This is a genomic window from Thermoclostridium stercorarium subsp. stercorarium DSM 8532 (assembly GCF_000331995.1).
Classification (GTDB): domain Bacteria; phylum Bacillota; class Clostridia; order DSM-8532; family DSM-8532; genus Thermoclostridium; species Thermoclostridium stercorarium.
This window is the reverse complement of record NC_020134.1, coordinates 1,596,793-1,609,751: the sequence shown is the minus strand read 5'-3', so window position 1 is coordinate 1,609,751 and position 12,959 is coordinate 1,596,793. Positions and strand designations below refer to the sequence as shown.

Below are 12,959 nucleotides of genomic sequence, written 5' to 3'. Positions count from 1 at the left end.
CACTTGCGTTTTAAAGGAAAATAATATATATTTAAGATCAGATGACTGAAAATACTAAGGAAACAGACTGATGATCTGCGGTTGGCCCTTGGAACCCTGTTTAACCTGAATTTTCAGGGGGGAATTAATAATGTGGACAGTTGTATATATGGCTCAAAACAAGGAAATAGCGGAAAAATTAAAACAAGTGCTGGAAAACGAGGGTATACTGGTGAAGGTGAATCCCGTAAGCCAGAAGGAAAAGAACGACAATTGTTTTGAAATTTCGGTTCCTGAAGGTGAAGTTGAAGAGGCTCACAGTATAATCATTGAGAAAGGGTTTTAAAGTTGTTGCTATAAATATGCACTTGTAACAAACCCGTGTTAAAATACACGGGTTTTAATTACAGTTCTATCAAAAATTTTATACTAAAAAGCAAGGGTGAGAGAATGAGTGAAATAAAAACAATTGGTGTCTTGACCAGCGGCGGGGATGCCCCCGGTATGAATGCGGCAGTCCGTGCAGTTGTGAGAACTGGTATTTATTATGGCTTGAAGGTAATGGGAATCCGAAAGGGTTATGCAGGTCTTTTAAACGGTGATATGGAGGAAATGACCCTACGGTCGGTGGGAGATATAATTCACCGCGGCGGAACAATACTTCAGACCGCCAGATCTGCAGAATTCAACAGTGAAGCGGGTGTAAAAAAGGCAATTTCAATTGCAAAGGTTTTTGGACTGGATGCGCTGATAGTTATCGGCGGCGACGGTTCTTACCGCGGAGCCAGGGATTTGGCAAATCAAGGATTCCCGGTCATATGCATACCAGGGACCATTGATAACGACATTGCTTCAACGGAATATACAATTGGTTTTGACACTGCGTTGAATACCGTTCAGGATGCCATCGACAAGATCAGGGATACGGCTTATTCCCATGAACGCTGCAGTGTGCTTGAGGTTATGGGAAGGCATGCAGGATATATCGCACTGAACGTGGCCATATCCGGAGGTGCGGAAGCGGTTATCCTGCCGGAGAAAGAGTTTGACATTGACAGAGATATAATTAAGCCTATTATTGAAGGCAGAAACAGGGGTAAAAAACATTATTTGGTAATAATTGCTGAAGGAGTCGGCGGTGCTGTAGAAATTGCAAAATACATTGAAGAGAAGACCGATATTAAAACAAGAGCAACGATATTGGGGCATATTCAGCGCGGAGGCAGTCCAACTGTTTATGACCGTGTTATGGCAAGCCGTATGGGCGCATATGCGGTTAAACTGCTGAAAGAGGGAAAGATCAACCGGGTTATTGCACTGCAAAAAGGGGTTATTACCGATTTTGACATCAATGAAGCACTTCAGATGAAGAAAACAATAGATGAGGAAATGGTGGAGCTTAACAAAATTCTGGCTCTGTAGGTACGTTTGAAATGATGGAAGAGGAAGGTATATGATTTCTAAAACAAAGCTGATAGTTCGATATCAGGAAACAGACCAGATGGGAATTGTTCATCATTCGGTTTACCCTATTTGGTTTGAATGCGGAAGGACGGATTTTATAAAAAAAGCGGGCTTGTCATACAGCCAGATGGAAAAAGAGGGGGTAAAGCTTCCCCTCAGAAGCCTTAGATGCAATTATTACCATCCGTCATATTTCGAGGATGAAATTGTTATAAAAACCGGGATTTCATATTTAACACCGACAAGAATAGTGTTCTCATACGAAGTGTACAGAAAAGGCTTTTTAAAGCCTATTGTTACCGGAGAGACTGAACACGTATGGGTTAATAAGGATTTAAAGCCGGTTAACATGAAGAAGTACAGACCTGAGTTGTATAATTTGATAAGTGCCATTTTCAATGAGGAAGGATGTGTTTGATATAAACAGCAGTAACAAATGGAAGTACTTGCCTAATATTTTGACAATACTCAGACTTTTGGTCATACCTGTAATGGCATATCTGATGATTTTGGGAAAGTGGGTTCCTGGGCTGATAGTATTTCTTCTCGCCGGCTTAACCGATATACTGGACGGTTATATTGCCCGCAAATTCAATGTTATATCAAATTTTGGAAAACTGGCTGATCCGCTTGCGGACAAACTTCTGCAACTTACGGCACTGCTGCTTCTTGCAAGGGGCGGCAGGCTACCCAGATATTTTTTCTACATTCTATGTGCAAAGGAACTTGCAATGATCATAGGTTCGCTGTTTTTCCTGCAGAAAGATGTTGTCGTGTATTCCAACTGGGTTGGCAAGACTGCTTCAGCCATTCTCTTTTCAGGAATAGTGCTGTCCTTTCTGAATATGCTGGTATCGGTTTATTTGCTTTGGATAGGCGTTGTTGTTTCTTTTACTGCAGGTGTAAACTACCTTATAAAATTCCTGAAGAAAATTAATGAAAACGGATAAAAAAAGCGGTTCTGGCAGAACCGCTTTTTTAGGGTAGTGGCCGCTTTTTTTATTTCAGCGGTAAAGCAGTCTTTAGCATTTGTCACAGCTGCCGTAATAACCTCTGTTATAGAACAGGCACAGGAAAATAAGGATGAAGAACAATACTTCACTGTTGTTCCAGCCTCCGAAAATTCCGTCTGACATCCGTTTTCCCTCCTTTGCTTCATACTTATGATAATCCTGCGGTTTTCAGAAATGAATTTAAACAGAAAGCCTGCCGCAGACTGGCTATCCGTATTTATCCCTCATAGAAGTAGAATTGATAACTTCTTTAAAAAATTTAGTCATAATCATAGCATCCGTTGTCCCAGAACAGGAGCAGGAACAGAATGATAAAAAACAATACTTCGCTGTTTTCGCTGAAGAATCCCCGTCTGCCTCCCATGCTTTTAACCCCCTCCTTTCATATTACAGTACCAGTTTATTCAAGTTGACGTAATGATGTTACATTTTACTTTTCAAATAACTGGCAATTAACTTGTTACCGGTCTTGTTCTAAAAAATGTTTACGATGCATAAATTGAAGCGAAGGGAATTTTTGGAGGGACATTATGCCTGAAAAATCAGGTTTAAAAAGCGTTACGGTACGATCAGGATTTGGATTCTTGCATGCTTTGCTGACGGCATATGCAATAACGATACCGGCCATGTTCATACTTGCCGCTGTTCTTACGTTTACCGATTTCCCTGAGAAATACGTAACTGCGGCAGTATTGATTGCAACTCTTTCCGCATTGTTTGTTGCAGGTTTTAAGGCGGGAATTCATAATGAGAAAAACGGTGCAGTTAAAGGCGCATTGACAGGTTTGGTGTACATGCTCATACTGTATCTTGCGAGCAGCGTCGTTTATAACGATTTTATGCTGAACAAGCGTTCGGTGATAATGATCATTTCAGGAATTCTTGCCGGTGCGGTTGGCGGTATCATGGGAATAAACAGAAAGGCAAGGCCTGTAAGCAGACCGAACGTGTTAAGGAAGCGGGATGATATTTTGAAAAAATACCGGAAATGAATAAATTTTTATCAGCGTAGAAATAATCTTTCCTCTGGCAGGATTATAAAAATAACAATTCAATAAAAACCAGCTATTCCATGTTCTTGATGTTGGTGGAAATATGATTTATAATATTACCATGCCGTTTGTCTTTATTACCTCGCAATTAGGTATTTTTTATGAGGAAACCGGTATGGAAAGAAAAGGTATGATACACCTGTATATTGGAAACGGAAAGGGTAAAACCACTGCTGCAACGGGGCTGGCAATAAGGGCTGTTGGTTGGGATTTAAGGGTCTTGTTTGCCCAGTTTCTGAAAAATTCCTGTACAGGGGAGAAAAATATACTTGAGAGTTTTTCCGGCAGAGTTTTGTTTTTCAGACCGGCCCAGCGGCATAAGAAATTCCTCTGGGATATGACCGGGGAGGAACTTGCCGAAACAAAAGAGGATATTTTCAATGCATGGGAAAAATTGCGGATCCACATTCAGTCGGGGGAGTTTGATGTTGTAATACTCGACGAAATACTCGACTGTATTCAGAATAATTTGATAGATCCTAAGGTTGTTCTGAAGGACATTACTGAAAGACCAGCCGGTGTTGAAATTGTTTGTACCGGCAGGGATGCTCCGAAGTCATTTTATGATGCTGCTGATTACATTACAGTAATGAATTCGGTGAAGCATCCGTATGAAAGAGGTATTAAGGCAAGATACGGCATAGAATACTAAATTGTGGGAGTGTACAGAAGATGAGGAACTTTAAGTTTATTGCGTTTTTTTTACTGGTTTTGGCAATTTTGTTCAATACGGGCTGTGGCAGGAATGGAGTAAAGTCGGGAGTAATAACACCTGTACCGACGCCTGCGGAAGCTGAAACAGCGCCGACCACTGAACCGACCGGAGAGGCTGAAGGAACCGAGCCGACGGAACCGCAGGAAAAGCAGGATGAACCCGGTGAGCCTGCCGACTATTCTGTTATTCAGCCAAATGAGGCGGGGGAAATTCCCATTGTGATGTTTCATAATTTCGTGGAGGATTTGTCCACCGTTACAGATGATAAATACACAACTTCGTTCGCTGCTTTTGAAGAACTGCTTGAAACACTTTACAATGAGGGTTACAGGCTTATAAGCATGCGCGATTTCATAGATCATAACATAGATGTACCTGCCGGAACGAAACCTATGGTATTTACCTTTGATGACGGAACGCCCGGGCAGTTCAGCCTGATCGAGGAAAACGGAAAACTTGTTGTAAATCCGAAATCTGCAGTGGGGATAATGATCAAGTTCAATGAAAAACATCCGGATTTCGGGCTGAAAGGCATATTTTATCTGAACATGAGTAACGGAGACAAAACCTTTGAAGGTGCGGGAACCCTTAAGGAAAGACTTGAGATTCTTTTAAGTTATGGTTTTGAGCTTGGAAACCATACATGGGATCATTTTAACTTCACTAACGCGAAAGACAGGCAGCAAATATATGAAACAATCGGGAAAAATGAAAAGAGCCTGAGGGAAATAATAAGCAGCGCGAGTTTTTATTCCCTTGCTCTTCCTTTCGGAAGCAGGCCTGAGGAGAATATGCGCGATGCGCTGGTATCGGGCGCTTATGACGGAGTGGAGTATTACAACGAAACAATTATGGCTGTAGGTGCGCAACCGGCCAAGCCGTCCATTCACGTGGACTATAATCCGAACTATGTGGCTCGTATCCGGGCGCAGGGCAAAGTTCAGGAAGATTATGACTTAACGTTCTGGCTCCCCAAAATGACTAATGACAGAATGTATGTCAGCGACGGTGATCCCGGTACGGTAGTTGTTCCTGAAGGTATGGAAAATAAAATAAATATGGAAAAACTGAACGGAAAGAAATTAATTACGTATAAAAAATAATATTGCAAATCATACACTCAATTTACAGGATAAGTAAAGAATAGTTTGCTTTTTTGCGAATACTAAGGTATAATATGGTTAGCCGATATATATTATTTATATGGGTTAGCCACTTGTTATTTTTTATATTTTTACGCCTCTTAAAAAAACCTTTTTTGATTAAGTCTGCGGGAACTGAATATTATAGAAGAGAGAAAGAATACCTGAGTTTTATTTCTTAAGGTATGGCTGCAACAGGGAAGGGTCTGATTTTATATTTCATATAAGTGAATTGCCTGGGGATGATTTCAGTTTTATTTTTATTTATCTAATATTGAAGAAAAAAGAAAGGAGTATTGGTGATGAACACCAAGACAGAGAAAAAAGAAAAACAATTAACTGATGCTGACGTAAAAAGAAAGGCGGTAAAACTTGTAGTTGCGCATTTAAAAAGAAAGGCCAATACTGAATTCATGGGGATGGAGTACCTTCAGGCATGGCTTGAGGATATGGAGGCGCTGCTGGAGAAAGAGGAATTTGACATTAAAGAGTACCATAGAATGCGCAGACAGTTCAATGACGTAATTGAAAGCACGCTGGATGAAAATATGAGAAAAAAGCTTCGGGATTCCTGGTACAGTATGGGTAAGGCGCTTGAAAAGAAGGCAAAACCTTATTAAAAAACTCCGGAGTTTGACCGGAGTTTATAATTTATTGATGAAAATAAGCTGATAATATTGAATAACCACCGGAAACGGTGGTTTATTTTATATTAAAAATCTCTTTTGTTTTTTGTATTGAAGCAGCTACCGTTTCGTATGAGGGCCCTCCCGGAAGTTTACGTTGTTTTACACATGTCTCGGGTGAGATTACAGTGTAAACATCTTCGGCTATTTTTTCCGAAAACTTTCTGAATTCATCCAGTGTCAGATCATCAAGATTCTTTCCTTTTTCTATTGAGTAAGCAACAAGTCTGCCAACAATATTATGGGAGTCCCTGAACGGTACGCCTTTTTTCACCAGATAATCTGCCAGGTCGGTTGCATTGATGAATCCTTTTTTAACAGCCTCATACATTTTATTCTTGCGTACGGTCATTGTTTCAATCATTTTAGTAAAAATGGGCAGGCAGGCTTTCACAGTATCTATTGAATCAAATATTGCTTCCTTATCTTCCTGCATATCCTTGTTGTATGCAAGGGGAAGGCCTTTCATAACTGTCAGGATGGACAGAAGATTTCCGTAAACCCTGCCTGTTTTCCCGCGAACAAGTTCGGCAACATCGGGGTTTTTTTTCTGAGGCATTATACTGCTTCCGGTACAGTAAGCATCGTCAAGCTCAATAAATGAAAATTCATGGGAGCACCAGAGTACAATTTCTTCGCAAAAACGGCTCAAATGCATCATCAGTATTGACAGATCGGCATTGAGTTCAATTATGAAATCCCGGTCTGAAACAGCGTCAATACTGTTTTCAGTGATTGAATCAAATCCCAGTTCGGATGCAACGAAATATCTGTCAAGGTTATAGGTTGTTCCTGCAAGGGCGCCCGAGCCAAGGGGCATGACATTGACCCTTTTATAACAGTCGGATAAACGGTCATAATCCCTGCGGAACATCTGAACATAAGCCATAAAGTGGTGAGCAAGGGTAACGGGCTGGGCACGCTGCATATGGGTGTAACCGGGCATTATAGTATCAAGATTTTCTTCGGCTTTTTTTACCAGAACGCCGATTAAATCCACAATCATAGCTTTAATGCTGTCAATTTCATCCTTCAAATACATGCGCATGTCAAGGGCAACCTGGTCGTTGCGGCTCCGTCCGGTATGAAGTTTTTTTCCGGTATCACCAATTCTGGATATTAATATTTTTTCAATGTTCATGTGAATGTCTTCGGCTTCGGTGTCAAATTCAACAAGCCCGTTTTCTATATCCCGCAATATTTCTTCAAGGGTCCGGCATATGAGGCTTGCCTCTTCCTCTGAAATAATTCCGCATTTGCCCAGCATTTTTGCGTGGGCGATACTGCCCAGTATATCATGTTTATAAAGGCGGCAGTCAAACCTTATGGATGAGTTGAAATCATCGGTTATTTTTGCGGTATTTTTTGAAAAACGACCACCCCATAATTTCATTTGCTTTCCTCCGTATTTCTTCTTTCCATCAGTGCTCTTACCTTGACAGGCAGACCAAACAGGTTTATGAAGCCTTCGGCATCCTTCTGATTGTACACTTCGTCCCTTCCGAAGGTGCATAATTCCTCATCAAACAATGAATATGGCGACGTACAGCCGGCAGGTATGATATTTCCTTTATACAATTTAAGCCTTACCGTGCCGGTAACCGTTTTCTGCGTAACATCTACGAAAGCTGAAATGGCCTCACGGAGAGGAGTGAACCATTGTCCGTAATAAACAAGTTCGGCAAAACGCTGAGCCACCAAATCCTTATAATGCAGTGTATCCCTATCCAGGCACAACAGTTCGAGTTCGCGGTGGGCTGCATACAAAATCGCGCCGCCCGGAGTTTCATATACGCCGCGGGATTTCATTCCGACAAGCCTGTTTTCTACCAGATCAACTATCCCTATTCCGTTTTCGCCGCCTATTTTGTTCAGTTGCATAATTAAATCAACAGGATTGAGCTTTTCACCGTTTAATGAAACAGGTATGCCCTGTTCAAAGCCAATTTCAACATATGTCGGCTTGTCCGGCGCTTTTTCGGGAGGAACTGTAAGCTTCAGAATTTTATCGTAATTGGGTTCATTGGCGGGATTCTCAAGATCCAGTCCTTCATGGCTCAGGTGCCACAGGTTTCTGTCATGGCTGTAATTTGTCTCTTTCGTGACGGGAATTGGGATATTTTTTTTCTGAGCATATTCTATTGCGTCTTCTCTTGAACGAATATCCCAGATTCGCCATGGAGCAATGATTTTCAGCTCAGGTGCAAGGGCTTTGACTGCCAGTTCGAAACGAACCTGATCGTTTCCTTTTCCCGTGCACCCGTGGGCGACGGCCACAGCCCCCTCCTTTTTAGCTATTTCGACCAGTCTTTTTGCTATTACAGGTCTGGCAAAAGAAGTACCCAGAAGGTATTTTCCTTCATATACCGCACCTGCTTTAAGGGTGGGGAAAATATATTCGGTAACGAATTCTTCCTTTAAGTCTTCTATGTATATTTTTGATGCTCCTGTTTTTAATGCCTTTTCGCGGAGTAAATCCAATTCCTCGCCCTGACCGACGTCGGCTGCCATTGCAATTACCTCATAATTATAGTTTTCTATCAGCCAGGGTATAATTATGGAAGTGTCGAGACCGCCGGAATAGGCAAGTACAACTTTTTCCTTTTTACCCATACAAAATCTCTCCATTCTATGTTAGAATAATACCGGATTTAATATAAAATGTTATTTATAATTATACAAATAGTTGCATAAATATGCAATAGTTTTTTTGTTTTGATTTTCCGATAAATATATTGGAAAATATCGGGCAAATGTGATTTACCTAACAGATAACGTGCAAAGGAGAAATTAAATTGATTATTCTTGGGATTGATCCTGGTTTTGCGATAACAGGATACGGAATAATAAGTTATAATGGAAACCGGTTCGGAGTACTGGATTATGGAGTAATAACCACAACGGCGGAGATTCCTCATCCTCAAAGGCTTCTTTTGCTTGAGGAAAAGCTTTTAAGAGTCATAAATGAATACAAACCCGAATTTGTATCGGTGGAAGAACTTTTTTTCAACAATAATGCAAAAACGGCGCTGCAGGTAGGAGAGGGAAGGGGTGTTGCGCTTCTGTGCGCCGCCCGTGCCGGAATACCTGTTTATGAATATACTCCCCTGCAGGTAAAACAGGGAGTTACGGGTTATGGAAGGGCTGATAAGGCTCAGGTTCAGCAGATGATTAAAGTATTGCTCGGCCTGCCGAAAATCCCAAAACCTGATGATGCCGCGGATGCCCTTGCCGTTGCGATATGTCATGCTCACACGTACCGAAGTATAAGCAGAGTTCTGAATTCGGGTTTATAAAACTTGGAGGGGAAAGGGGATACCAATGCTGGCTTATATCAAAGGCATTCTGCGGGCAAAGTACAGCGATTCGGTAGTAGTTGAAACAGCAGGTTTGGGGTTCAGTGTTAATGTACCGCTAACGACTCTTGAAAAACTTCCTGAGACAGGCGGGGAGGTAAAGCTGTATACTTATGCCCATATCCGCGAGGATGGCTGGACTTTGTATGGTTTTCTGAACGATGACGAATTGAAAATGTTTGAACAGCTTATTAAGGTTAGCGGAGTGGGGCCGAAGGCCGCCGTTTCACTAATTTCATATATAACACCGTCCCAGTTTAGTCTTGCAGTGTTAACCGATGATGTGGACACATTTGTCAAAGTCCCGGGAATAGGCAAGAAAACAGCCCTGCGTATTATTCTTGAACTGAAAGATAAATTCAAAAAAGAGCAGGGAAAGGAAGTTAAAAGCCTTACACTGGATACCGGCGAAAAGCCTGAAAACAAAATCCATGATGCGGTCAGTGCGCTTATAATGCTCGGCTATACGAACCAGCAGGCAAATGCGGCAGTTGCTGCGGTTTACAATGCCGAAAAGGACCTGGAGACAATTATCCGGGATGCACTGAAAAGCCTGGCCGGCTAATAAATAGATTTGGAGGCGTTTATTTTGGACGAAAGACTTGTGGGCTGCGAATTCCGCAGGGATGATTCAGAAGAGTTAAACCTGCGGCCAAGATCATTTGATGAATATATCGGGCAGGATAAGGTAAAAGAGAATCTTATGGTTTTCATTGAAGCCGCAAAACAGCGAAACGAAGCCCTCGATCATGTGCTTTTATACGGACCGCCGGGTTTGGGGAAAACGACCCTGTCTGCGATAATAGCAAGGGAACTGGGTGTTAATTTCAAGGTAACCTCAGGGCCTGCAATTGAAAAACCCGGGGATCTGGCGGCTATATTAACCAACCTGAGTCCTTATGATGTGTTGTTCATTGATGAAATACACCGGTTAAATCGCACGGTTGAAGAAATACTTTATCCTGCAATGGAGGATTATGCGCTGGATATTATTATAGGAAAAGGCCCGAGTGCCCGTTCAATACGGCTGGAGCTTTCAAAGTTCACGCTTATAGGCGCAACTACAAGGGCCGGGCTTTTAACCTCCCCTTTAAGAGACAGGTTTGGAATTATATGCCGGCTGGAACTGTATACTCACGAAGAGCTGAAGAAAATAGTCAAACGTTCGGCAGGCATATTAAACATAGAGATTGACGATGATGCGGCAATGGAAATAGCCTCCAGATCAAGGGGAACACCAAGAGTGGCTAACAGGCTTTTGCGAAGAATCAGGGATTTTGCTCAGGTGCATTCCAACGGGAAAATTGATCTGGAAATTGCAAGGTATGCCCTGAATGCGCTTGAAGTGGACGAGATGGGGCTGGACCGTACCGACAGAAATTTATTGTTATGCATAATCGAAAAATTCGGAGGAGGGCCGGTAGGCCTCGAAACGCTTGCGGCAGCCACCGGCGAGGAAGCGGACACGATTGAGGATGTTTATGAGCCGTACCTTATGCAGATAGGTTTCATACAAAAAACGCCAAGAGGCAGAAAAGCGACACGGCTGGCTTATAAGCATCTAAATATTGAACCCGAACAGGGGGATCAGCTTAGTATGATTTATTAGCCTGCAATGAGGAGGAAGAAGCATGGGTGTAAAAGTAGGGGTAATAGGTACAGGTAACATGGGAGGTGCAATAATTAAGGGACTTCTCAGCAACCATACGAAATATGAAGTTTATGCCTTTGATATAAATAAGCAGTTAACAGAAAGGTTGAGCGGCGAATATCCCGTTACCGCGATGCCGTCGATTCAAGCGCTGGCAGAAAAAAGCGATGTAGTTATCGCTGCAGTAAAACCGCAGAATATGGAAAGTGTGCTGAAAGAATGCAGCAAGACTCTTAATCGGTCCACTTTATTTGTGTCGGTGGCGGTAGGGCTGCCGATAGCATATTATTCGAAAATACTTGGCAGCGATAAAAAAATAGTAAGAACTATGCCAAATACGCCGGCACTTGTTCGTGAAGGCGTTACCGTAATTTCTTTCGGAAACAATGTCACCTCTGAAGAAAAACAGCTGGTTAAGGAAATTTTCAGTTGTATAGGTATTGTGGAAGAACTGGACGAATCTTTAATGAGTGAGGTTACGGCGCTTACTTCGAGCAGTCCTGCATATGTTTTCATGATGATTGAAGCCATGGCTGATGCGGCGGTCCAGTCGGGGATTCCGCGAAGCCTAAGTTACAGGCTTGCAGCTCAGGCAGTGTTGGGTTCGGCCAAAATGGTTCTTGAGACTAAAAAACATCCTGCGGAACTGAAAGACATGGTCTGCTCACCTGCCGGTACAACGATAGAGGCCGTTTTCAAACTTGAAGAAAAGGGATTCAGAAATGCGATTATGGCTGCTATGAAGGAATGTACAAAAAGAGCGATTGAAATAGGTCGGGGAATGATGGAATGAAGGAAGTTGAAATTTATACCGATGGAGCGTGTTCAGGCAACCCCGGTAAAGGGGGATGGGGCGTGATTCTTATTTATAAGGGAAAAGAAAAAGTATTATCAGGCTATGAGGAACAAACAACGAACAACAGAATGGAACTCAGGGCGGTAATTGAAGGTCTAAAAGCACTGAAAGAGCCGTGCGTCGTCAAACTTTACAGCGACAGTGCCTATGTTATTAATGCCTTTCAGAACGGCTGGGTTGAAGAATGGAAAAAAAACGGCTGGTCAAGGGGACCTAAAAAGGAAGAACTTAAAAATGCCGATTTATGGCAGGAACTGGACAGTTTGGTTCAGAAGCACAGAGTGCAATGGATAAAAGTGAAGGGGCATTCGGATAACGAATACAACAACCGCTGCGACAAACTTGCAACGGGTGAAATTACCAAGGCGAAAAAGGGTGATGAAAAATGAACTATTACGAAAAAACAATCAAGGAAGAAAGAAAATATACCGGGAATATAATAAATGTTGACAGAGTCACTGTAATACTTCCAAACGGCAAAGAAAGCACAAGGGATGTTGTACGGCATCCCGGTGCAGCTGTTATACTGCCGATAACAGAAAACTGGGAAATACTTATGGTTGAACAGTACAGGAAGCCATGTGAAATGATATCCCTTGAATTGCCTGCTGGCAAGCTTGATTCAGGTGAACCTCCTGAAGAATGTGCAAAAAGGGAGTTACAAGAAGAAACAGGCTTTGTTGCAGGAAAACTTACAAAAGTGCTGACAATTCATTCAACGCCCGGTTTTTCCGACGAAGTGCTGCACATGTTTGTTGCCACCGATCTTGTTGAGAAAAAAGCAAATCCCGATGAAGATGAATTCATTTCCTGTAAAAAGTATAAAATTCCCGAATTGATTTCAATGATTGAAAAGGGCGAAATTACCGATGCCAAAACAATAATCGGTATTTTTCTTGCCGACAGAATCAAAAAAGGTGAGTATAAAATAAGTTAAGTTTGCATAAAAATGAATTAAGTGGTAAATTATATATATATCAGAACTTCGTTGGTCACATCAGAGTGTACTTGCCGGAAACTTGAATAAACTGCTTTAATAATAGCC

General features: G+C 42.0%; 16 protein-coding genes. 14 read left to right on the top strand and 2 right to left on the bottom strand.

What is annotated here, in order from left to right; translation table 11 throughout:
• Nucleotides 1–130: 130 nt before the first annotated feature.
• The 8 genes from CST_RS07030 to CST_RS06995 all read left to right on the top strand — a co-directional run bounded on the left by CST_RS07030 (nucleotide 131) and on the right by CST_RS06995 (nucleotide 5,985).
• Nucleotides 131–325 carry a hypothetical protein gene (locus CST_RS07030; protein ID WP_015359163.1) on the top strand — a complete coding sequence of 65 codons (195 nt, stop codon included), beginning with the start codon at nucleotides 131–133 and terminating at the stop codon, nucleotides 323–325.
• Between the two features lie 113 nt (nucleotides 326–438).
• Nucleotides 439–1,401, top strand: coding sequence for a 6-phosphofructokinase (gene pfkA / locus CST_RS07025; protein ID WP_458379757.1), 963 nt, complete (start codon nucleotides 439–441; stop codon nucleotides 1,399–1,401).
• A 31-nt stretch (nucleotides 1,402–1,432) separates the two neighbouring features.
• Entirely contained in the window at nucleotides 1,433–1,861 is a 429-nt protein-coding gene (locus CST_RS07020; protein WP_015359161.1) for an acyl-CoA thioesterase, read from the top strand.
• Entirely contained in the window at nucleotides 1,842–2,393 is a 552-nt protein-coding gene (locus CST_RS07015; RefSeq protein WP_015359160.1) for a CDP-alcohol phosphatidyltransferase family protein, read from the top strand. Before CST_RS07020 ends, CST_RS07015 begins: the two co-directional genes overlap by 20 nt.
• 593 nt (nucleotides 2,394–2,986) lie before the next feature.
• Nucleotides 2,987–3,448 carry a TIGR04086 family membrane protein gene (locus CST_RS07010; RefSeq protein WP_015359157.1) on the top strand — a complete coding sequence of 154 codons (462 nt, stop codon included), beginning with the start codon at nucleotides 2,987–2,989 and terminating at the stop codon, nucleotides 3,446–3,448.
• A 175-nt stretch (nucleotides 3,449–3,623) separates the two neighbouring features.
• Entirely contained in the window at nucleotides 3,624–4,160 is a 537-nt protein-coding gene (locus CST_RS07005) for a cob(I)yrinic acid a,c-diamide adenosyltransferase (RefSeq protein WP_034838319.1), read from the top strand.
• Between the two features lie 20 nt (nucleotides 4,161–4,180).
• Nucleotides 4,181–5,326, top strand: a complete 1,146-nt coding sequence (locus CST_RS07000) for a polysaccharide deacetylase family protein (RefSeq protein ID WP_015359155.1) — start codon at nucleotides 4,181–4,183, stop codon at nucleotides 5,324–5,326.
• A 341-nt stretch (nucleotides 5,327–5,667) separates the two neighbouring features.
• Nucleotides 5,668–5,985: a hypothetical protein gene (locus tag CST_RS06995; RefSeq protein ID WP_015359154.1), complete on the top strand. Its 318-nt coding sequence runs from the start codon at nucleotides 5,668–5,670 to the stop codon at nucleotides 5,983–5,985.
• 82 nt (nucleotides 5,986–6,067) lie between these two features.
• On the opposite strand, the gene argH is transcribed toward CST_RS06995, so the two are convergent.
• Together argH and CST_RS06985 are read right to left on the bottom strand one after the other, a co-directional pair.
• Nucleotides 6,068–7,444 carry an argininosuccinate lyase gene (argH, locus tag CST_RS06990; protein ID WP_015359153.1) on the bottom strand — a complete coding sequence of 459 codons (1,377 nt, stop codon included), beginning with the start codon at nucleotides 7,442–7,444 and terminating at the stop codon, nucleotides 6,068–6,070.
• Nucleotides 7,441–8,664, bottom strand: a complete 1,224-nt coding sequence (locus CST_RS06985; protein WP_015359152.1) for an argininosuccinate synthase — start codon at nucleotides 8,662–8,664, stop codon at nucleotides 7,441–7,443. The genes argH and CST_RS06985 overlap by 4 nt, the downstream gene beginning before the upstream one ends.
• Before the next feature lie 182 nt (nucleotides 8,665–8,846).
• Here CST_RS06985 and ruvC point away from each other — a divergent pair, with 182 nt between their 5' ends.
• The 6 genes from ruvC to CST_RS06955 are packed head-to-tail and all read left to right on the top strand — an operon-like array spanning nucleotide 8,847 to nucleotide 12,851.
• Nucleotides 8,847–9,347: a crossover junction endodeoxyribonuclease RuvC gene (gene ruvC / locus CST_RS06980; RefSeq protein WP_015359151.1), complete on the top strand. Its 501-nt coding sequence runs from the start codon at nucleotides 8,847–8,849 to the stop codon at nucleotides 9,345–9,347.
• A gap of 25 nt (nucleotides 9,348–9,372) precedes the next feature.
• A complete protein-coding gene (ruvA, locus tag CST_RS06975) occupies nucleotides 9,373–9,972 on the top strand; it encodes a Holliday junction branch migration protein RuvA (protein WP_015359150.1) in 600 nt (199 codons plus the stop codon).
• Nucleotides 9,973–9,996: 24 nt separating this feature from the next.
• Nucleotides 9,997–11,016, top strand: coding sequence for a Holliday junction branch migration DNA helicase RuvB (gene ruvB, locus CST_RS06970; RefSeq protein ID WP_015359149.1), 1,020 nt, complete (start codon nucleotides 9,997–9,999; stop codon nucleotides 11,014–11,016).
• A 22-nt stretch (nucleotides 11,017–11,038) separates the two neighbouring features.
• Entirely contained in the window at nucleotides 11,039–11,851 is an 813-nt protein-coding gene (gene proC, locus CST_RS06965; RefSeq protein WP_015359148.1) for a pyrroline-5-carboxylate reductase, read from the top strand.
• Nucleotides 11,848–12,303 carry a ribonuclease HI gene (gene rnhA / locus CST_RS06960; protein WP_015359147.1) on the top strand — a complete coding sequence of 152 codons (456 nt, stop codon included), beginning with the start codon at nucleotides 11,848–11,850 and terminating at the stop codon, nucleotides 12,301–12,303. The genes proC and rnhA overlap by 4 nt, the downstream gene beginning before the upstream one ends.
• A complete protein-coding gene (locus CST_RS06955) occupies nucleotides 12,300–12,851 on the top strand; it encodes an NUDIX hydrolase (protein WP_015359146.1) in 552 nt (183 codons plus the stop codon). Before rnhA ends, CST_RS06955 begins: the two co-directional genes overlap by 4 nt.
• Nucleotides 12,852–12,959: the final 108 nt, after the last annotated feature.